At 55.3% G+C, this 19,705-nt stretch carries 18 protein-coding genes; 4 read left to right on the top strand and 14 right to left on the bottom strand.

Annotated elements, in window-relative coordinates; genetic code table 11:
• Window positions 1-13 precede the first annotated feature (13 nt).
• Window positions 14-967, bottom strand: a complete 954-nt coding sequence (locus ATG98_RS19400; protein ID WP_179888225.1) for a GlxA family transcriptional regulator — start codon at window positions 965-967, stop codon at window positions 14-16.
• A 493-nt stretch (window positions 968-1,460) separates the two neighbouring features.
• Here ATG98_RS19400 and ATG98_RS19395 point away from each other — a divergent pair, with 493 nt between their 5' ends.
• Window positions 1,461-2,417: a GlxA family transcriptional regulator gene (locus tag ATG98_RS19395; RefSeq protein WP_098418587.1), complete on the top strand. Its 957-nt coding sequence runs from the start codon at window positions 1,461-1,463 to the stop codon at window positions 2,415-2,417.
• 121 nt (window positions 2,418-2,538) lie between these two features.
• Here the strand turns inward: ATG98_RS19395 and ATG98_RS19390 are convergent, their stop codons facing one another.
• Genes ATG98_RS19390 through ATG98_RS19380 form a run of 3 tightly spaced genes read right to left on the bottom strand, consistent with a single transcriptional unit; the run spans window position 2,539 to window position 4,819 of the window.
• The gene (locus ATG98_RS19390) at window positions 2,539-2,946 is read right to left on the bottom strand and encodes a thioesterase family protein (RefSeq protein WP_098424131.1); all 408 of its coding nucleotides are present in this window, start codon (window positions 2,944-2,946) and stop codon (window positions 2,539-2,541) included.
• Entirely contained in the window at window positions 2,946-3,902 is a 957-nt protein-coding gene (locus ATG98_RS19385) for an L-carnitine dehydrogenase (RefSeq protein WP_098418586.1), read from the bottom strand. Before ATG98_RS19385 ends, ATG98_RS19390 begins: the two co-directional genes overlap by 1 nt.
• Window positions 3,899-4,819: a 3-keto-5-aminohexanoate cleavage protein gene (locus ATG98_RS19380; RefSeq protein WP_098418585.1), complete on the bottom strand. Its 921-nt coding sequence runs from the start codon at window positions 4,817-4,819 to the stop codon at window positions 3,899-3,901. Before ATG98_RS19380 ends, ATG98_RS19385 begins: the two co-directional genes overlap by 4 nt.
• 421 nt (window positions 4,820-5,240) lie before the next feature.
• Between ATG98_RS19380 and ATG98_RS19375 the strand changes: the two genes are divergently transcribed.
• The 3 genes from ATG98_RS19375 (at window position 5,241) to ATG98_RS21945 (ending at window position 8,008) form a co-directional block, all read left to right on the top strand.
• Entirely contained in the window at window positions 5,241-6,452 is a 1,212-nt protein-coding gene (locus ATG98_RS19375; protein WP_098418584.1) for a quaternary amine ABC transporter ATP-binding protein, read from the top strand.
• Window positions 6,452-7,291, top strand: coding sequence for an ABC transporter permease (locus tag ATG98_RS19370; protein WP_228706215.1), 840 nt, complete (start codon window positions 6,452-6,454; stop codon window positions 7,289-7,291). The genes ATG98_RS19375 and ATG98_RS19370 overlap by 1 nt, the downstream gene beginning before the upstream one ends.
• Window positions 7,292-7,567: 276 nt before the next feature.
• A complete protein-coding gene (locus ATG98_RS21945; RefSeq protein ID WP_179888223.1) occupies window positions 7,568-8,008 on the top strand; it encodes a hypothetical protein in 441 nt (146 codons plus the stop codon).
• Between the two features lie 408 nt (window positions 8,009-8,416).
• On the opposite strand, the gene ATG98_RS19365 is transcribed toward ATG98_RS21945, so the two are convergent.
• From ATG98_RS19365 to ATG98_RS19320, 10 genes are all read right to left on the bottom strand, one after another.
• Window positions 8,417-9,751: an ISNCY family transposase gene (locus ATG98_RS19365; RefSeq protein ID WP_098424130.1), complete on the bottom strand. Its 1,335-nt coding sequence runs from the start codon at window positions 9,749-9,751 to the stop codon at window positions 8,417-8,419.
• Window positions 9,752-10,021: 270 nt separating this feature from the next.
• Window positions 10,022-10,396 (bottom strand): transposase, encoded by a 375-nt coding sequence (locus tag ATG98_RS19360; RefSeq protein ID WP_098418582.1) that lies wholly within the window; start codon window positions 10,394-10,396, stop codon window positions 10,022-10,024.
• Window positions 10,347-11,096, bottom strand: a complete 750-nt coding sequence (locus ATG98_RS19355) for an IS5 family transposase (RefSeq protein ID WP_098418337.1) — start codon at window positions 11,094-11,096, stop codon at window positions 10,347-10,349. The genes ATG98_RS19360 and ATG98_RS19355 overlap by 50 nt, the downstream gene beginning before the upstream one ends.
• A 218-nt stretch (window positions 11,097-11,314) precedes the next feature.
• Window positions 11,315-11,614 (bottom strand): tyrosine-type recombinase/integrase, encoded by a 300-nt coding sequence (locus ATG98_RS19350; RefSeq protein WP_098418581.1) that lies wholly within the window; start codon window positions 11,612-11,614, stop codon window positions 11,315-11,317.
• Between the two features lie 876 nt (window positions 11,615-12,490).
• Window positions 12,491-13,675, bottom strand: a complete 1,185-nt coding sequence (gene pobA / locus ATG98_RS19345; RefSeq protein ID WP_098418580.1) for a 4-hydroxybenzoate 3-monooxygenase — start codon at window positions 13,673-13,675, stop codon at window positions 12,491-12,493.
• Window positions 13,676-13,749: 74 nt separating this feature from the next.
• Complete coding sequence (locus ATG98_RS19340; RefSeq protein ID WP_218925900.1) at window positions 13,750-14,661, bottom strand: SphA family protein; 912 nt, start codon at window positions 14,659-14,661, stop codon at window positions 13,750-13,752.
• 215 nt (window positions 14,662-14,876) lie between these two features.
• Window positions 14,877-15,812 carry an AEC family transporter gene (locus tag ATG98_RS19335; RefSeq protein WP_098424129.1) on the bottom strand — a complete coding sequence of 312 codons (936 nt, stop codon included), beginning with the start codon at window positions 15,810-15,812 and terminating at the stop codon, window positions 14,877-14,879.
• Window positions 15,813-16,215: 403 nt separating this feature from the next.
• Window positions 16,216-17,544, bottom strand: a complete 1,329-nt coding sequence (locus ATG98_RS19330) for a class-II fumarase/aspartase family protein (protein ID WP_098418577.1) — start codon at window positions 17,542-17,544, stop codon at window positions 16,216-16,218.
• A 166-nt stretch (window positions 17,545-17,710) separates the two neighbouring features.
• Window positions 17,711-18,925 (bottom strand): 3-oxoadipyl-CoA thiolase, encoded by a 1,215-nt coding sequence (gene pcaF, locus ATG98_RS19325; protein WP_098418576.1) that lies wholly within the window; start codon window positions 18,923-18,925, stop codon window positions 17,711-17,713.
• Window positions 18,926-18,936: 11 nt separating this feature from the next.
• Window positions 18,937-19,704 (bottom strand): CoA-transferase subunit beta, encoded by a 768-nt coding sequence (locus ATG98_RS19320; protein WP_098418575.1) that lies wholly within the window; start codon window positions 19,702-19,704, stop codon window positions 18,937-18,939.
• Window position 19,705 lies beyond the last annotated feature (1 nt).

Raw genomic sequence — 19,705 nt, 5'->3', positions numbered from 1 at the left:
GCGCATCGGAAAATCAGGAACGCCGACGCCATTCGCTTGGGGTGAGACCATGCCGGCGGCGGAAGGCGCGGGTGAAGCTTGACGCGGAGGCGAAACCACAGGCCAAGGCAATATCTATCACCCTGTGGCGGGTCTCGCGCAGCAGCCGATGAGCGTGATCCAGTCGCATATCGAGGTAGACGCGCTGGGGCGACATACCCATATGACGAGCGAAGAGCCTCTCCAGGCCTCTCCAGGAGAGGCTGAGCCTAGCAGCCAGTTCGCCTATACCAAACGGCGTCTCCAGGTTAGCCTCCATTAAGTCGATGATTTTTTGCAAGCCCGGGTCGTCAGGAATGATGGGGTCGCGCTGACGACTGGCTGGTCGTCGCTCAGGGTCATGAATCAGCTGGTCTCGGACGCGCTTGACAAGATTATCGCCATGGCGGCGGCGTATCAGGTCGAGGCTCATATCGATGGCGGCGCTGCCTCCGGCGCATGAGAAGCCTTCGGGCGTTACTTCGTAGATCGATTCGACGGCGTCAACGCGTGGAAAACGGGAGCGAAATTCGGGTAGAGACTCCCAGTGTAGGGTTACCGTCTGGTCGTCAAGCAAACCGGCCGCGGCCAGTGCGAAGCAGCCGGTGTCTATGCCACCTAGCACGCATCCTGAGGCGGCGCGTTCGCGTAGCCAGTCTAGTAGTGCGCCATTGACGCTGTCGTCGGGGTCGAAGCTGGCACACACTGCCAGGCTCGTTACTAAAGGTGCTTGGGCGATCGCGCAGGTGGCGTCCAACGTCATGCCGTTAGAGGCTTTAACCGGGCCACCGTCTTTGCTGATCACATCCCATTCGAAAAGTGAACGCCCGCTGATGCGGTTGGCAATGCGCAGCGGTTCTATGGCCGAGAAGAAAGCCATCATCGCAAAGCGCGGTAGCAGCAAGAAACCGATTCGCTCCGGAACGCGGATGGGGGGCTGGAGTCTCATGGGCTTCGGGTCGATATCGGGGAGGGGCACCGCGTCCGGTTTGGCATCGTGGCTTCGTTGTGTTGATTGTAAAGGCTGCGCGGCCGGTTGCAACATCGGGCTGCATAGATACTGGTGGTAAGGCGTTTTAAGTGGTGATCCTTGTTCCAGAATTACCGCAGTGATAGGCATTTTTGACCGGCACAAAGTGCTCAAGCTGCTAGCGTATCGACGCCGGGCTGGCAGGCTATGATATTGTCGCCCTACTGACCGATGGGTCTTTTGGCGAAAATTATCTGCTTGAAGGTGCGATTTGAGTAGCGTAGTAATTCACTCAGTATGAAAGCATCCACTGCTAGCCGGCTGGTTACCAAGTGTCGAGGCTAAGGATGATGAAAGCCCCGCTATTGAAGTCTGAAGGCCTATTTCGACTAACCCCCGGCATCTTTTACTTGTCGAGGCGACGAGGGTCGGCCATGATGGTTAGCTAACGTCCTTTCTGACATTTTGTCCCATGCGCCTCAATTATTCCGGCCCTAATCCCGAACTAATCGGTTTTCTTCTGCTGCCACGCTTCTCGATGATGGCCTTCTTCTCGGCTGTCGAGCCGCTGCGAATCGCCAACCGTATCAGTGGCCGACCGCTCTTTGAATGGATGCTGATCAGCGAGAACGGAGGATCTGTGACCGCTTCCAACGGTATGACACTGCTCGCCGATCAGACCATCGAAGCGGTGCCTCATCTGCCGTCGTTGGCTTTATGCAGCGGCTTCGATCCCGAACGTTATCTGAGCCCCGCCCTGGTACGCTGGCTGCGCCGACTGTCCGCTGCCGGCTGCGTGCTGGGCGGGCTCGATACCGGTTGTTTCGTGCTGGCTGCGGCGGGGCTGTTGAATGGCGAGCGAGTCACTCTTCACTGGGAGAGCCTTCCGTCATTTAAGGAACGCTTTCCAGCGATCGCCACCTCAAACGAACTTTTTGAACTCGGGGCGCGGCGTTTCTCATGTGCCGGGGGCACAGCAGCCATGGACATGGCGCTAGACGTTATCGCTCGTCGCCATGGGCAGCGTTTAGCCATCGACGTTTCCGAGCAGTTGGTCCATGAGCGTATGCGCACGCGTCACGATCAGCAGCGTATGACATTGGCACGACGGCTTGACACCCACAACGCTCGACTGGTGGAGGCTGTTGATCTGATGGAACGTCATTTGGAGACGCCGCTATCGCTTGCCGACGTTGCACGGCGCAGCGGGGTCTCGCTGCGCCAGTTGCAACGTATTTTTGAGCACGAGTTGAGAAGTTCGCCTCGCGATTGGTATCTGGGACTGCGCCTGGAACGAGCTTACCACCTGTTAACAGAAACCGATCTTGATGTGCTGGTGGTGGGCTTAGCTTGCGGCTTCGCTTCGAGCTCCAGCTTCTCAAGGGCTTTCCGCCAGCGCTATGGTAGCTCGCCCAGGCAAGTCCGATAAGTGTGAAGAATAGTCCAGTTATACGGTAAGTGAATTATACGTCTACCGCCCACACTGCCAAGCCGCAAGGCAGATTGGCGGCAGAATTCAGTTTGAGAAAGGTCTGCATTCACATGCTGCGTCAGTCCCGATTCGGCAGCTTGCTAATAGCTGTCGCGACGGGCGGCGGGAAGGGCGCTGGCCGGCCGGCCTCGCTGTCGATGCCCATCAGCATCTGCTCGCTGGTGGCTAGCAGATTGCGCTCGGCGTCACGCATTTCGAAAAATACATGCAAACGTTTAGCGTCGCTGTCGAGCATCGTCGCCTCGACGTTGAGCGGCTGATGCTCGTGAGCTTCGCGACGATAGCAAAGGTGGGTCTCTAACGTGTAGATGGTGTAGCCGTGGCGACGCCGTCCGGCATCGTCTAGTCCGATGGCATCTAGTAGCGCTTCGACACTCAAGGAGAATACTCGGGCATATTCGGCGTCGTTCATGTGGCCGTTGTAGTCGACCCATTCCGGGGCAACGCGGGTTTCGAGTAATGCCATCAGATGCGCCCCTTGAGCCCCTCGGCTTCGGGCCAGTAATTCTGTACCAGATCGAGCAATTCAACCAGGAAATCATCTCGACGCCGGTCGAGCTCGGCGACGGACCGGCCAGCGGCCTGGAATTCAGAGCCTTTGACGACCTTTTCGATCAGTTCATCGGTGAGCTCCGGAGCCTCGAGCTTAGTCCAGGGTAGCTTCAGTGCCGGACCGAACTGCTCAAGCATATGGCGCATACCCGACTCGCCGCCGGCCAGGTGGAAGGTCATGAAAGTGCCCATCAGTGCCCAGCGCAAGCCACACCCGTAAACCACGGCGGCGTCTATCTCCTCTGTGGTGGCTACGCCGTCGTTGACCAAGTGCAGTGCCTCGCGCCACAGCGCCTCCATCAGCCGGTCGGCAATATGCCCCTCGATTTCGCGACGCACGATCAGTGGCCGCATGGCCAGAGACTGGTAGAGTTTTTGAGCGATGCCGGTCTGTTCGGTGCTGGTGGCTTCACCGCCAACCAGCTCCACCAGCGGCAGCAGGTAAACCGGGTTGAAGGGGTGGGCGACGATCACGCGTCCCGGCGCTTGCCGGCAGTCCCGCTGTAGATCGCTGGGTTTGAAACCAGACGTGGACGAGCCAATAATCACGCTTGGTGCGGCAGCGGCATCGATCGCCGCGAGAATTTCTTGCTTGAGCTCGAGACGTTCGGGGACGTTCTCCTGAATTAGGTCGGCACCCTTGACGGCCGTCTCCAGGCTGTCAGCGAAGGTCAGCCGCGCGGGGTCGGCGCTCTCGGCCAGCCCCAGTTTCTCAAGCGACGGCCAGGCACTCGTGACGAAGTCGCGGGTGCGAACCTCAGCGTCTTCAGCCGGATCGAAGGCGACCACGTCCCAGCTTTGGGCCAGCGCCCGGGCGATCCAGCCGTTGCCGATGACGCCGGTGCCGATGACGGTTAGTTGCTGACTCATGCATCACCTCCTGCAGCTGTCTCGACGATCAAGCCGCTGGCCGGGTCGCGCAGTTTGAGATGGGCGCGGGTCTCGGCAGGCGTCATGATGCGGCCGCCGAGCGCATCGATGATGCCGCCGGCCTTCTCAACCAGACTGCCGTTGGTGGCCAGCACGCCTTTCTCGAGAAGCAGATTATCTTCCAGTCCGACCCGGGCGTGGCCGCCGAGCAACATTGCTTGGGCAACCATGGGCATCTGGTGGCGGCCGATGCCGAAGGCGGCCCAGTTGGCGTCTTTTGGCAGCTTGCTGCGCATTGCCAGCATGGTCTCGGTGTCGGCCTCAGCGCCCCAGGGGATGCCCAGGCACAGCTGAAAGAGCGGGTCACCGTCGATCAGGCCTTCTTGCTGCAACTGGCGGGCGAACCAGACGTGGCCCAGATCGAAGCACTCCAGCTCCGGCTTGACGCCGGCGGCCTGTACCAGGCGGGCGTGCTCGCGTAGCCAATTAGCGGTGTTGACGTAGACCATATTGTCGAAGTTGAGGCTGCCACAGTCTAGGGTGCAGAGTTCCGGAAGTAGCTCGGCCACCGGTTCGTGACGCTGGGCCGGGGTCTGCATGTCGGTGCCTGGGCCGCCGCGGGTAGGGTCCTCGACGTCCGGAATCCAGTCGCCGCCGCCGCCGGCGGTGATGTTCATGACGATGTCGGTATCCGCCTCACGAACCCGGTCCATCACCTCGCGGTAGTGCTCGATCGAATGGCTGATGCCGCCGGTTTCGGGGTCGCGCACGTGGATGTGCGCCACGCTGGCGCCGGCTCGAGCGGCCTCGATGCAGCTGTCGGCGATCTGTTTGGGGGTGATCGGTACGTGGGAGCTTTTGCCGGTGGTATCGCCAGCACCAGTGATGGCGCAGGTCAGAATGACATTACGGTTCATGGGATCTCCTTGTAAAACGTTACGAAGAGTGTCACCTAAATGCGCAGCAAGAAGTGTACAAAAGACGACAAATAGTTGTCGAAAGCCGTCAAAATAGCAGCTTCCTGAGTACGTGAGCATGAAACAGTTAGGAGTCCGACAGGCTTCTAGTCTGGTTGTCGATCAGAGCTACACGGTCCAGCAAGCCTGCAATGCAATTAGGGTGACTAATAATTGCCTCAGACGCTGAGTCAAGCAGCTTCGGCGGGCACCGTTGTCAATATATCGATGCCATCGAAGTTGAGTGATGGTTTAGAGACAGGTAGGGTAAGCAGCCTTTTTACTGTCCTACAGTGCTCACCTGCAAACGACTGAATCGACCAGTTACTTCGTCCAGCGTGAGTCACTTACCGAACCAGAAGTCCGATCAAAGGCAACGCCAATGCAAGATGATAATAAGCAAAACGTGAAGATTCGGGTTCGTAACCTGAGCAAAGTCTTCGGCAACCGGCCCAAGCAGGCGCTGGAACTTCGTAATAATGGACTCAAACGTCCCGAAATATTCGAGAAAACGGGTCAGACACTGGCCCTGTCCAATATTAATTTCGATGTTTATGAAGGCGAGTTGTTGGTCATCATGGGGCTATCCGGCTCCGGCAAGTCCACCCTGATCCGTTGCTTCAACCGCCTGATCGAGCCTACCGAAGGCGAAATTGTCATTGATGACGAAGACATTCTGAGCCTCAGCGCCAAAGAGCTGCTTGAAGCCCGTCGCCGTCATTTCTCCATGGTATTCCAGAACTTCGCTCTCTTCCCTCATCGTACCGTGCAACAAAATGCCGAATTCGGCCTCGAAATCCGCGGTGTGGCAAAGCAAAAGCGCCGCGATACTGCTCTCAAAATCCTCAAGCAGGTGGGGCTGGATGGCTGGGAAGAGGCCTATCCCAACCAGCTCTCCGGCGGCATGCAGCAGCGGGTGGGGTTGGCCCGGGCGTTGGCTAACGACGGCACGGTGCTACTGATGGACGAAGCCTTCTCGGCGCTGGACCCGCTGATCCGTGGTGACATGCAGCAGGAGCTGCAAGAGTTGCAGCACCGCACGCAGAAAACCACTGTTTTCATCACCCACGACCTCGACGAGGCCATCAACATCGGCGATCGTATCGTGCTGCTAAAGGACGGCGAGGTCGTACAGATCGGTACCCCAGAGGAGATTCTCACCAAGCCTGCCGACGACTATGTAAAGCGCTTCGTCGAAGGGGTGGACATGTCCAAAATTCTCACCGCCGAACACGCCATGCGTCCGGTGCGGGCGACCGCGCGCGAGAGCGATGGACCGCGTACGACTCTGCGCAAGATGAGTGAAAACAGCATCGATTCCATCTACGTCACATCGCGCAACCGCGCCTTACTTGGCCTGGTGGAAATCGACTCCCTTGAGCTCGCCGCTAAGGAAGGCAAGGACGATATCTGCAATATTATGACTCAGGACTTCCGCAGCGTAGGTCTGAATGAGCCGCTGCAAAACCTGTTTGCCATGTTCAACAAGAAGAACTTTCCTATTGCGGTGGTGGATGACGACAAGCGCCTGCTCGGCGTTGTGGTCAAGGGCACTGTCCTCGATGAACTGGCACAGGTAGGAGAAAACAAGTAATGGCTATCGATATTCCAAGAATTCCGCTGGGCGACTGGATCGAGGGCGGTCTCGACTGGCTGACCAGTGAATTCTCCAACGTGACACGCAGTATCTCGCAAGTTACACAGAACGGTATTGACGGCCTCAACGACGCTCTGATGTGGTTGCCACCCTGGGCGCTGCTATTGATCATCGTCGGCATTTGCTGGAGGGTCTCCAATTACCGTCTGGCCATCGGTGCACTCCTGGGATTGGCACTAGTCTGGAACATGAACTTATGGACTCCGATGATCGAGACTCTGACGCTAGTGGTGATCGCCACCCTGTTGGCCGTCGTCATCGCCTTGCCAATCGGGATCGCCGCAGCACTCTCCGATCGGCTGTATCGCGTCATCATGCCGGGGCTAGACTTCATGCAGACCATGCCGGCCTTCGTCTACCTGATTCCGGCGATTCCCTTCTTCGGCATCGGTTCGGTATCGGCGATTTTTGCCACGGTGATTTTCTCCATGCCGCCAGCCATCCGTTTCACCACCCTGGGGATTCGACAGGTACCGGAGGAGCTGATTGAGGCGTCCGACGCCTATGGTGCTACCCGCAGCCAGAAACTGTTCAAGGTGCAGCTGCCGATGTCCCTGCCCACTGTGATGGCGGGCATCAACCAAACCATCATGCTGGCGCTGTCTATGGTGGTGATTGCCGCTATGATCGGTGCCGGCGGCCTGGGAAGCGAGGTGTGGCGTGCTATTCAACGCCTGCAGCCAGGTGCCGGCTTTGAGGCAGGCATCGCCGTGGTCATCCTGGCCATGCTGCTGGATCGCATCACCCAGTCCCTGGGCAAGGGCCGTAAGTCGTAATCTTCTGTTAGCCCGTGAAGTCATAAACGAACATGATTGAGATGTTAAAGTAAATTTTGTAGCTTCACGCTTCCTGTATTTAGAATTTGTTGTAGAGGTTCATGTACAGTCAGGATCCCGCGGGTTAACGCACCTGCAAGTGATCGGGCTGTGCTGAATAGCCCCGCTTTTATGGTGTCGTTCTGCGGTCGCTCGCTCAAGAGACATATTAGAGTATAGTTTGATTCGGCGGTACCAAACGGTCAGCCGCCTCAGCAAAAAGCTATGGGGTCAGTCATGCGTCCGGTTTCGATTCACGATTTCATCAAAGTAGTGTTCGAGCACGACAGCAGACCACCAGCCCGTCAACCATCCGCAGGGCTCTGTGCAGAGGCGGACAAAAACGGGGTAGCGGCTACTCCTGGAGCGTTCAAGTTCGGAAAGGCGTGGAAGATTGATCTCGACACGTATTATGAGGAAATGGAAATGCGACTGTTTGGGCTCACCCCTGTTTATGACGATGCCACCGACGAAGAAGCCCTATTTCTTGCAGAGCTAGGAGCAAGACTGTCGTCCCGAGTGTGGGGTGGGCCGCCCGATGGACGGCTTAGAGAAATTGTGCAGGTGACTACTCTCCGCCCTTCAGGCGAAGCTTTCCACTTCTTAGGCAGCGACCGGCAACTTGCCGGAATTACGCGAGCCTCGATGGGCAGAGACCAACAGTCCTTCGGCCTTTAATTTCAAAACTCCTTTGTGCTTGGTGTTTAAAGCGGCTACTGTTACACATAGCAGTATGAACAAAGTATTAAAAAATATATAAATTAGTATCTTAGACGCACTTCACTCTTTGGTGTAAAAATACTAAAAAATAGCGTGAAACATTGATCAATCAAACCGTTATTTCAAACATCTTTACTTTATCGATGTTTTTTCAATGCGGTTGCTCTAGCAAGTGTCCATCCGGAAACCAGTGATTTCCAGCACCACGTCTGATCGTATTTTATACAGTCGTGTGGTGGTCAATCTACCATTAGCGGCAGCGGGCGGCATCTCGCTCTGGGGCCATTGTTTTGGCCATTCTGCAGACGGCCGAAGGCCGTGCCACTCATTCTGGCGTGATATGTCTCTTGTTCAGCGGCTACCCATTCAGGTCTGAAGCAGTCGTGCCAGCAACAGCACGTTTCTCGAGACCACCGCAGACCAGACGTACGATCTGAAGTGTTCAAGTCCTTTCCAGGTGCAACGGGACAGGCCATAGGCACGCTTCAGACAGGAGATGTTGCCCTCGATGCCGGCACGGAAGTTCCTGAGCTTGCGATACACCCAGGGGCTCTTGACCATCTCACTGACCTTGAGCCCCTTCTTTTTATGGAAGGCCACGTCTTTGGTGCCCAGCGCCTTGGCCGCCGCCAGGTTCTCCTGGCTGGCATAGCCGCCATCCGTGGCGACCTGGCGCGGTGGACGTCCGTAGATCGTTGTCTGCCGCGCCATCATCGGCAGGAAACGGGCGGTATCAGCCGGGTTGCCTGACTCGATCACCACATCAAGCACGAGCCCACTGCGGCCAGTGGTGAGATTCAGCTTGTGACCGAACGCGACGTCTCTGGCGCCTTTGATGATGATGTCGGTATGCGGCTCGAACAGGCTGAAGACCTTCTTATCCGCCGGCACGGTCTCGTCCTTGAATACCCGCCGCTGCGTCTGATCCATCACCGCGGCGCCCAGAGCTTCGAGCGCTTCAGCCGACGCGATCCACGCACGGATCTTGCTGTTTGCAGGTGCGCTGGCCACCGCCTGAACACGTGCAAGACAGACGTACTGAAGTGAACGGCTGGCGACCTTGAGCAGCTTGCGGTAGGCCGGTGGTCGTTTGCGCTTCACGGTGTACTGCAGCTGGTACGCCAGCCGTTTCGTCACGCGGCGATGGTTGTGCCATTGGACCGGTCGCTCGAGCATGAGACCGTCGAACCGCTTCAACAGTCGCACGCTCTCGCGGACGACATCGTGCAACAGGGCGCTGTCTGAGGGTGTGGTAATGGGCGAGTCCGTGACCGTGCTGTCGATACGCACAACTCGACCGGTTTCAGCCTTGTGAACGCTGGCTGTGTCCAGCAACAGCAGATTGAGCTTCTCCCAGGTATCTGCCGTGATCGCTTCAATGCCGGCCTGCAAGGCTGACTTTTGAGGACAGCCCATGGCCAGACGCGCGAAGCCTCTGAGCGAGATGGAATCCTGAAGGAAGAAGGCCAGTTCCTGATACGTCAACTGTCTGGACTGCTTCAGTATGGCACACCGCAGAATGGACTCGACCGACAGGCCTTTACGCCCGGTGCTGGCCAACGTCCGATCACGGAGATCAGACTCGACCCAGTCCAGCACGATCGGATGGGCGTCGAGCAGGTTGGACATGGCTTCGAGCTCGATGTCGTGTTCAAGGACAGAATCGAATAGACTGGGCTGGACGGTGCGTTTCTGACGCATTGTTGCCTCTCTTGTTTGCGTTTTGTCATGATATTCAATGGTTTGACTGTTCATGATAGCAAAAACAAGTAGAGGCTTCTCCTCTTTTATTGTAATTAAGTAGAAAATTCAGACACTTACGTTTCCGGATGAACACTAGCAAGTTCCTGCTGTAGCTCCATGCAATGAAATTCGAGTGACAAGTTTTCTTTTACCATTACATCCGATAGCTGCGCACGCCCAAGACACGACACAAATCACTGACTGTGTGGGCTCTCTTAAGCTCTTTGACTAGCGAAAATCGTTCATGCTGTCGAAGATTAAAAGAGTCAAAGCCTTTTTTAATATATCTTTCTCGATTTCCAGGCACTTAATCTGCCGCTTCAGTTCTGCAATCTCGCGCTGCTCATCTGTCAGCGGTTGACCCGGCAAAACATGACCTGGACGCTCGCTCTTTAATTTTCGAACCCACTTGTCGAGCGTGGATTTACCCACACCCATAGCTTGTGCAGCGTCTCGAAAGGAGTAGCCCCGGTCGATAACCAGCTGGGCACATTCGACTTTAAAATCAGGACTGGAACGAGGCCCTACTTTTCTAGGGGCTGTTGACGTTTCATTACATCGGCAACCATAAAAATCCACAAGCCATGGCGACGACGCTCTCATAGTTGCGTTTCAATTTGTCATAGCGCGTCGCCAGCCCACGAAAATGTTTCAAGCGTGCAAACGCATTTTCCACCAAATGACGGTGGTGATATAACGACCAATCCATATCTGCATTACCTATGACCGAATTCGACTTTCTTGGAATTACGGCGATGGCACCTCTGCTTCTAATCTGTTCGCGAATCTTTTCACTGTCATAACCTTTGTCCGCTATCACGGCTTTAGCCGGCGGTAATGGTTCAATTAATTCGCTTGCCGCCGTGCTGTCATGGATCTCGCCGCCCGTTACTGTAAACTCAATCGGTAAGCCGTAACTATCGACTGCCAAATGAATTTTTGTTGTATTTCCGGCGCGACTTTTACCGATAGCTTGCGAGTCAGCACCTCTTGCGCCCGTGCTATGCTGATGGGCTTTCACATAGCTTCCATCAATAAATTCCCACTCAGTATCCGGTTCGCTGACCAGGTTTTTGAACAGCAGCAACCATTTTCCTTTTTTTGACCACTCATTGAATCTTTTATACACCGAGTTCCATCGACCGAAACAAGAAGGTAAATCTCGCCACGGACAACCCACTCGCAGTCGATAAAACATGCCTTCGACCATCATCCGCAGGTCGCGCTTGTTATAAATATTTTCTTGAAGCATCATTCCTTTTAGCTTCGACCAGTGCTCATCACTGAGCATGAATCGGGGCATGGCAAACTCGTTTTATTGGTGGTGTAGGAACCTTAATATTACGAGTTTACCTATTTTATTCAATGCCTTATGCGAAAACGTCAACAGCCCCTAGTCATTATTGAATCACTGGTCATGTTTGAGTGCATTTTAGCAACTCCAATCACGTGACCAAATTCACTATGCCACTACAGACAGGCACCGTTGGTACACTGTTAGCTGCCCCTGAATCAACCTCTCTAAATTGAGCGTTGCTGGCCGGCCGCACGCCGGCGATCTTGATCGGCGTTAACGTACACTTGCTCAGTGAACGCGGCACTGGCATGGCCAAGCTCTTCTGATATATGACGGATATCGGCGCCGGCCTCGATGGCCTGGCTGGCACCGGTATGTCTCAGGTAATGAGTCTCTGAGGTGATCGCTTTCAGTTGATCTGACTCACTTTGCAGACCTTCATCACTCATTCGTTTAACCGCCAGCATCACCGGAACCCGCAGCATGGAAGACAACGGGTACGGTGGCCGACCGTTCTGGCCCATGGTGGCGGCGAATCCTATGCGGTTAGCGATAGCTATATTATCGCTGATTTTGGAAAGTTATTCAGAGGTTCCTTAATTCACTTAGGTCGCCCACCACAACGATTGCTGAGCATGCAGAAAGATGGTGAACAGGTCGAACCGACGTCACGGGTCAGTTAAACCCGTTTTGGTCGAAGAGTTAACATCTCGCTTTACCATTTGGGCACTGACGTGCGGATAGCCCATTAGGGTCCGATGCCACTGGCATCATTATAAAGACCGGATATACGTGTGCAGTCGTACCTGTCGATCATCGTATCTTGTGCTTGCAACCGCGGAGGACTCCATATACGACCAAAGTCAAGAAAATAAGGCAGAACTACGCTGACACACAGGGGGCTACCCCGGGAAAAACGATTTCAGGTTTAGACTTATTGACCGTAGGCCGAAGCCAGCGTCAGATCACAGATTCGTTGGGCTGACACAACACGACGATTGATCGGGAGATACGGAATAGCGAGGAGATGGAGTATGACGCCTGATCAGGCGTTTACTGAGACTGATCAAGGGCGCCTTTAAGGCGCTGACATTAAACAACGGCAGTGAATTCGCCGATCTCCAAAAATGATCAAGGCGCTCAACAATCGTCTCGAAGAACGGCTGGGGTACCGAAGACCTGCAGGGGTGTTTTGAAACGAGCATTCAGACGCCCTCAAAACTTGTGGTGAGCTTATTACTTGAGCTTAGGGCCACCCAGTCTCACAAGTTTATCCCCATTTTAAGGGCCAGTTTAGCTTAGTAATCGCCACCGCGGGCAAAGGGATATGCATGCCTTTGCCCGCGGTTCACCGGGATCTTCCCTCAATGTTCCTATGAACGGTGACCTTGATTAAAAAGTTATTCTATTTCTTCGTAGGGAAGGCCCACGTAGTTTTCCGCAATGGTTTTACGTCCAGCTTCTGATTCGACAAAATACCCCAGCTCAGTTTGCAATATACGCTTGGTAAAGGCATCGTTGTCCGGAAAGTCGTGCAACATGTTGGTCATCCACCAAGAGAAACGCTCGGCCTTCCAAACTCTGCGCAGACAGATCTCAGAGTATCTGTCCAGCAGATCCACACGGCCTTCCTGATAGACTTTGGCTAAGATACGGTACATCGTATTCACGTCACTAGCAGCCAGGTTGAGTCCCTTGGCCCCAGTTGGCGGGACTATGTGAGCGGCATCACCGAGCAGGAACAGCTTGCCGTATTGCATCGGCTCCACCACGAAGCTGCGCAACGGCGCTATGCTCTTCTCTATAGACGGGCCAGTCACCAGCTTGGCAGCTTGCTCGGCGGGTAGGCGGCTACGAAGCTCGTCCCAGAATCGCTCGTCGGACCAGTCTTCTACTTTTTCGGTCGTCGGCACCTGTACATAATAACGGCTGCGGGTAGATGAGCGCATGCTACACATCGCAAAGCCACGTTCATGACGCGCGTAGATCAACTCTTCATGCACCGGGGGGGTATCCGCTAGCATACCCAGCCAGCCGAAAGGGTAAACCCGTTCAAACTCGGTTAGCACCTCGGGTGGAATCGACTTGCGCGATACACCATGGAAACCGTCACAACCGGCGATGTAATCACAGTCCAGGCGATGGGTTTCACCGTCTTTTTCAAAGGTAATGTAAGGGTTGCCACTCTTCATATCATGTGGCTGAGCGTTGCTAACCTGGTAGATGGATTGAGCGCCACAGGCTTCGCGGGCGGCCATCAGATCACGGGTAACCTCGGTCTGGCCGTAGACCATAACGGTCTTACCATCGGTCAGGGTTTTCAGATTGATGTACTCCAGCTGGCCATTGAGTGCCAGTTCAAAGCCATCGTGCACCAAGCCTTCGGCGTCCATCCGTTCGCTAACACCAGCCTCACGTAGTAGGTCAACCAAACCTTGCTCAAGTACGCCGGCTCGAATGCGGCTCAGCACGTATTCCGGTGTCTGGCGCTCTATAATTATATTGTCGATACCTGCCTTATGCAGTAACTGACCCAGTAAAAGGCCCGCAGGTCCAGCACCAATAATTGCAATTTGTGTTTTCATAATTTCCTCTATGGCCGGTATTAAGGTGGCTAACGTTAATGGGGCAGACCCGACTTCAGTTTCTCTTGACGAGCTCAGAATACCTTGGTCATATTGATTCGGAACAGGTCACCCTGAGGACTGTTCTTTACATCATATTCGTTTAGGTAAGCGGCGCTCATGCCAAGGCCCAGACTTGGCCAGAAATAGCCAGCTTCCAGGCCTAAGGCGTGCTTTTCTAACTTGCCCTGCTGCGCGTCGCCGCCGATGTTTTCTTCTAGCTGCCAGCCGTCATAACCGATTAGCCCCAGCTCAATACCGTTATCCAGAAGCTTGCCCAGCCCCCATTCCACCAGGTAACTGTCGCTCCGATCGACGCGATTGTCGTCATCGAAGTTGATTTCATAGCGGGACAGGGCTGAGAAAGACCACGTCTTAGCGGGATTGAGATAGTAGGTTCCGCCCAAAGTGAGCATTGCGCTTTTGTAGCCCTTGCCGGCAGCCGCAGGCTCGGAGGTACTACCGTTATCGAACCAGATACCGGACGCGAAGACCGCATCCCACTGCCCTCCGTGCCAGCCCAGAATCACGGGGCCGACAAAAATATCGCCCACGCCAGTGTCGGAGCTGTCGATGCCTGCGATATTGAAGTCCAACGAGGTATGTTGAATCGGAATAATAGTCTCGAAGCCGTAATCGGCATTGAGAAATTTCTTGTCGGTAATATGGATAAAACGATTGGCCAGGGCGGTGACCGAGCCTGTGTTGCTGCCGGGTAAGGCATTACCATGGTTGTTGCTAAGCTGATCAATTTCGTACTGAACTGCGTAGCCTCGATAGTAGGTGCCGGGAGGTGGCACGGAAGATCCCTTAACCCCTTCGACCCCGGGTACATAATGACCAGTTACCGCCAGTACAGTCGGAGAGGTCAGCAGCATGGCCGCAGCCAGAGGCGCAAAGACGAGGGCTTTATTTTTACGAGACGTTATAGAACCTAAAATTTTCATAGACATCCTTATTGTTGTTTAATCAGAGCAGGGTGCGACCCTGCCAATATTATTGTTGATATCAGGTTTCAAGTGAGGCCTACCGCCATTACGAAGGAAGTCACTATTGAATTAACAAAGCTAAAACATTCCATCAGTGAGTAGTAATGAATAATTGACCTTTTTGTATATTGTTTTTGATATAAATAAGTGAAAAATGCCGAATTCAAGATTAGCTATTGAATGAATAACAGGATCAACGAAATAGTGATAAAGGCGGTGATGGTGGTTAACATGAGGGTGCTGGCGGTGAAGTTACGGTATCCGTACTGCGTGCCAAAAATAGGATAAATGCTCATCATCGGCATGGCGGCCAGCAGAACAGCCGCCAGTTGTAGCTCGGGGTTGAACGGCGGTAGCAGCCAGATTATTAAGCCTACAAGCAGAGGATGGATCAATAACTTACCGATCAAGACGGGTGTGATACCAGAAAGCGTGCCTTTGAGCGGACTACCAACCAGAGAGGCGCCGATCACGAACAGGGCGATCGCCGCCGAAGAACGGCCAAGCATCTCCAGTGTAGTGCTGACGGCTTGTGGCAAGGAAATGTCGAGCGATGAAATCACGATGCCGGAGGTGATGGAGATCACCAGCGGGTTGCGCAATATCCGTTGGGGTAGTTTGATCAATACCCGACCTAGAGACATACCGATACTGCGCGAGGCATGGAATTCCAGCAGCGTCATCGACAACGGGATAATAAGTAGGGTCTCTACCAACATGGCCATGGCCAGGGCCTGGCCGGCAACATTGTCTAATACTTGTAATAGCACTGCAAAGCCGAAATAAGGGGTATTTGACACAGTCATTCCCATGGCTTTGAGTGAGGCTAAAACCGGCTCATTTTTTAAAATCTTCAAGGTCAGTAGCAGGCCGAGCCCTATCATCAACAATGAGCCAAGTGCATAAGCCAATATAAAGCCGGGCTCTATGACCTCTTCGATATCCATGGAGCTCAAGGTGTTCACTATCAGGCTCGGCAGGGCAAAGTAGAGTACAAATCGTCCTAAGCCGGGAATGGCTTCGTAGGGAAGTAATCGCGATCGTACGGCAGCGTAGCCTATGGCAATTAGCAGGAAAATAGGGGCGGTAATGGACACTATGGCCAGCATGGGTTGGTTCCGTCATTGGTTAGAAACAAGGAGGACATGAGACCGGGTGCTGTAGTCATTGACTCCCATGCTGCGGGTTCAGTGCGTGTAATTCTTTTACAGCTCCAGCGACCGGGCGATAAAGACGCGATCTGCGGGATTGAATAAATGCTGCACGAAGAGAACATTATTCCTGTCAGCTTTATTTTAGCAATGAGTGCCTGCAAGAACGAACGCGGCTAGCGTGATCTAAACACTCACTAGGTCAAGGGAGTCAGCCAACCGTTCGTCAGTCTGAATATGAATATCGGTGTCGACGACACACTCGGATGGATTTACAGCAACGACACCAAGGCATCTAACATTCACAACATAGTATCCGCCGATAAGCTTCTGCACGGTTAAAAACGGCGGCAGGTCATGCTCAGCCCTGACCGGCCTCAGCCAATATTTCTTCGAACCAGGTTGGGGTGGCGCCTCCTTCCAACAGATTCTGTTGCAGCTGGGCCAGGTTCAGTTCGATACCGCATTGCTCCCTGATGAGCGAAAATAGATGGCGATCTCCGCTGCTTGCCAGTTTGCAGGCTGCCTTTACCAGCTCGGCCGCCTGATCCCGAGGCATGTTGCGAGCTAAAGCGAAGGTCGCGGCTTCGGCGTAGATCATGCCGTTGTGCAGTCCCAGATTTGCCTGCATTTTTTCGGTGTTAACCACAAGGTGGTTAAGCGCGTGTTCGGCATGATTCAGCGCCACCGCCGTTGTCATCAGCATGCCGGGCAATACCATCCATTCCTGAGTCCAGGCGCTTCCGCTACGTTCGTGCTCCTGCAGCATGGCTTGATGCATTTGGCCCACTTGGCCGGCATTGTGGCGAGCCATGGCTACAACGATTTCGGCGTTTACCGGGTTGCATTTCTGCGGCATAGTGGATGAGCCTCCGCCATTCGTGAAGGTGATCTCACCCACTTCTGTCTGGCTCAGCAACAGCCAATCCAGTCCAATTTTTCCGAGCAGCCCAGTGGTCAATGATAGCCAGTCCGCTAGCTCTACGAGGCTGTCACGTTGGGTGTGCCAGCCACGCCCGGGAGCCAGTTCTAGTCGTTCGGCTAGGCGCTCGGCAATGGCCGGAGCCTGCTCTTGCATGGAGGCCAGAGTGCCCACTGCACCAGCCAGCTGCAGCTTGAGTAGGCGTGGTGTCAGCTGCGTTAGCCGCTGCTGCTGGCGCAGCAGCGGCGCCAGCCAGTTGGCAACCTTGAAGCCGAAGTTCATCGGTACCGCTTGCTGGGTACGGGTGCGGCCGGCGATCAGGGTATGACGCTGCGCATTTGCCAGGCGGGCGAGTTGATCGATAATCCCTCCAAGGCGTGCCTGATAAAGGCCGAGGAGCTCGCGGCAATTCAAAACTAAGGCGGTATCGACGATATCTTGACTGGTGGCACCAAAATGCACCCAGCGGGCGTGCTCGGCAGGCAGAGACTGTTTTAGCGCCTCGACCAACGCCGGTACCGGCACACCGGCGGCGCCGGTACCGGGCGCGAGCTCACTGGTAGGAAATTCCAGCACGGAGGCGGCGTGTGCGATGGCATCGGCGGCGGCGGCGGGGATAAGTCCACAATCGGCCTGTGCCAGCGCCAGCTCACCTTCTACATTCAGCATGGCGCGAATTTGGGCATCATCGCCAAGGTAACGGGCGGCTTCATTGTCAGATAAAAGCTGGCGGAACAGAACGGAATCAAAGGGAGCGATGGAAAACATGTCGGCCTCGCTGAATTAACGGTTGCTGGGTCGATGCTCAAGCGCGATTTACCCGGCACCTAGCGATACCAACTCGCAAGATGGTATCGCTATAGTGAAACATACACAGGCTCCCGCTAGGATATGAGTGCATGATAGGAGCCGGATAACGCTGGCCTATAACGTCTTATTCCACGAATTCTAGAGCGATAGCGATGCCTTGGCCAACGCCGATGCACATACTTGCCAGAGCGTAGCGTTTGCCGCGGCGCCTCAGCTCCAGCGCCGCCGTGCCAGTGATGCGGGCGCCCGAGGCGCCCAGAGGATGACCCAGAGCGATGGCGCCACCGTTAGGATTGACGTGTTCGGCATCGTCCGCCAGCCCCAGATCCCGGGCACTAGCCAGGGCCTGAGAGGCAAAGGCTTCGTTTAGCTCAATCACCTGGAACTGGTCAATGGTCATACCTAGACGCTTGCACAGCTTCTTGCTGGCCGGGGCTGGCCCAAAGCCCATGATACGCGGCTCCAAACCAGCGGTAGCGCCGCCCAGAATCTTGGCGATAGGGCGAAGGCCGTATTTCTTAACCGCATGCTCGGAGGCGATGATCAGTGCTGCAGCAGCGTCGTTGACGCCAGACGCATTGCCGGCCGTCACCGTGCCGCTGCCGTCCTTGCGGAACGGTGCCTTCAGCTTGGACAGCGCCTCGGCGGTGGTGTCAGGACGGGGATGCTCGTCGGTTTCCACGACTATGGAATGACCCTTTCGCTGAGGAATGGTGACTGGCACGATTTCCTCGGCGAAGATACCGGCAGCCTGAGCTTTGGCGGCACGCTGCTGGGACCGCAGGGCGAAGGCATCTTGGTCGGCGCGGCTGATGTTGAACTGCTCGGCAACGTTGTCACCGGTTTCGGGCATGGCGTCCACACCGTACAACTCGGCCATTTTCGGATTGACAAAACGCCAGCCGATGGTCGTGTCGTGCACTTCGTTGGTGCGGGTAAAGGCACTGGTGGCCTTGGGCATTACGAACGGCGCCCGGCTCATACTTTCGGTGCCGCCTGCGATGATCAGATCGGCTTCACCGGACTTGATGGCGCGGGCGGCGTTGATAATGGCGTCCATGCCGGAGCCGCACAGCCTGTTGATGGTAGTGCCTGTGACGGCGACCGGATAACCGGCCAACAGCAGCGACATACGCGCCACGTTCCTGTTGTCTTCACCGGCCTGGTTAGCACAGCCGAAGATCACATCGTCGATCGCGGTGGGGGCCAGGCCCGGATTGCGCTCCAGCAGCGCCCTGAGTGGCACGGCGCCGAGATCGTCAGGTCGCACAGCCGAAAGGGCGCCGGCGTAACGGCCGATGGGGGTGCGTACGTAATCACAAATGTAAGCGGTGGCCATGTGGTTTTTCCTTATTTGCCGGCGTGAGCACGGGCTGTTCGCTCGTTGAGGGCACGCAATGCCGACAGCTCTGGCTCGTTCGGGGCCTGGGTCTCGGTCACCTGCTCGGCGTAGCGTACTGTCCAGCCAGTGTTGTCTTGAATTTGCGCGCGGGTCACGCCCGAGTGAATGGAGGTGACGATGAATTCCTTGGTTAACGGGTCGGTTTCCATCACACATAAATCGGTGATCAGCCGGCTCGGACCCTTTGTCTTGACGCCCAATTGTTCACGCTCCTTGCCGGTTTTTCCGTGGCCGAGGGAGGTAATGAAATCCACTTTGTCGACGAAGCTGCGCTTAGACTGTTTCATCACAATGAAGATCTCGCCACAAGAGGTGGCGATTTCTGGGGCGCCGCCACCGCCGGGCAGGCGAACCTTCGGCTTGTGATAGTCACCTACCACTGTTGTGTTGATGTTGCCGAATTTGTCGAGCTGGGCCGCGCCCAGAAAGCCGACGGAGATACGGCCGCCCTGCAGCCAGTAGCGGAACATCTCGGGTACCGAGACGGTCGTCACCGCGGTATCGCACAGATCGCCGTCACCGATGGACAGCGGCAACACGTCGGGCTTGGTGCCGATGGTGCCAGACTCGTAAATCAGGGTCACATCGGGGGCATGGGTCAGCCGTGCCAGGTTACAGGCGGCGGAGGGCATGCCGATGCCGACAAAGCAGACATCGTCTTTGCGAATAGAGCGAGAGGCGGCTACCGTCATCATTTCGGTTGGGGTATAGCTCATG

Source organism: Marinobacter sp. LV10R520-4, from assembly GCF_002563815.1.
In the GTDB taxonomy this organism is placed as follows: domain Bacteria; phylum Pseudomonadota; class Gammaproteobacteria; order Pseudomonadales; family Oleiphilaceae; genus Marinobacter.
The sequence above is the reverse complement of the archived record's forward strand: the minus strand, read 5'-3'. Positions and strand labels throughout refer to the sequence as shown.

Bases quoted from the DNA above. Each gene is read 5' to 3' on its own strand.
- ATG98_RS19400 (WP_179888225.1), bottom strand. From the start codon at position 967: ATGAGACTCCAGCCCCCCATCCGCGTTCCGGAGCGAATCGGTTTCTTG.
- ATG98_RS19395 (WP_098418587.1), top strand. From the start codon at position 1,461: ATGCGCCTCAATTATTCCGGCCCTAATCCCGAACTAATCGGTTTTCTT.
- ATG98_RS19390 (WP_098424131.1), bottom strand. From the start codon at position 2,946: ATGGCATTACTCGAAACCCGCGTTGCCCCGGAATGGGTCGACTACAAC.
- ATG98_RS19385 (WP_098418586.1), bottom strand. From the start codon at position 3,902: ATGAGTCAGCAACTAACCGTCATCGGCACCGGCGTCATCGGCAACGGC.
- ATG98_RS19380 (WP_098418585.1), bottom strand. From the start codon at position 4,819: ATGAACCGTAATGTCATTCTGACCTGCGCCATCACTGGTGCTGGCGAT.
- ATG98_RS19375 (WP_098418584.1), top strand. From the start codon at position 5,241: ATGCAAGATGATAATAAGCAAAACGTGAAGATTCGGGTTCGTAACCTG.
- ATG98_RS19370 (WP_228706215.1), top strand. From the start codon at position 6,452: ATGGCTATCGATATTCCAAGAATTCCGCTGGGCGACTGGATCGAGGGC.
- ATG98_RS21945 (WP_179888223.1), top strand. From the start codon at position 7,568: ATGCGTCCGGTTTCGATTCACGATTTCATCAAAGTAGTGTTCGAGCAC.
- ATG98_RS19365 (WP_098424130.1), bottom strand. From the start codon at position 9,751: ATGCGTCAGAAACGCACCGTCCAGCCCAGTCTATTCGATTCTGTCCTT.
- ATG98_RS19360 (WP_098418582.1), bottom strand. From the start codon at position 10,396: ATGAGAGCGTCGTCGCCATGGCTTGTGGATTTTTATGGTTGCCGATGT.
- ATG98_RS19355 (WP_098418337.1), bottom strand. From the start codon at position 11,096: ATGCCCCGATTCATGCTCAGTGATGAGCACTGGTCGAAGCTAAAAGGA.
- ATG98_RS19350 (WP_098418581.1), bottom strand. From the start codon at position 11,614: ATGGGCCAGAACGGTCGGCCACCGTACCCGTTGTCTTCCATGCTGCGG.
- pobA (WP_098418580.1), bottom strand. From the start codon at position 13,675: ATGAAAACACAAATTGCAATTATTGGTGCTGGACCTGCGGGCCTTTTA.
- ATG98_RS19340 (WP_218925900.1), bottom strand. From the start codon at position 14,661: ATGAAAATTTTAGGTTCTATAACGTCTCGTAAAAATAAAGCCCTCGTC.
- ATG98_RS19335 (WP_098424129.1), bottom strand. From the start codon at position 15,812: ATGCTGGCCATAGTGTCCATTACCGCCCCTATTTTCCTGCTAATTGCC.
- ATG98_RS19330 (WP_098418577.1), bottom strand. From the start codon at position 17,544: ATGTTTTCCATCGCTCCCTTTGATTCCGTTCTGTTCCGCCAGCTTTTA.
- pcaF (WP_098418576.1), bottom strand. From the start codon at position 18,925: ATGGCCACCGCTTACATTTGTGATTACGTACGCACCCCCATCGGCCGT.
- ATG98_RS19320 (WP_098418575.1), bottom strand. From the start codon at position 19,704: ATGAGCTATACCCCAACCGAAATGATGACGGTAGCCGCCTCTCGCTCT.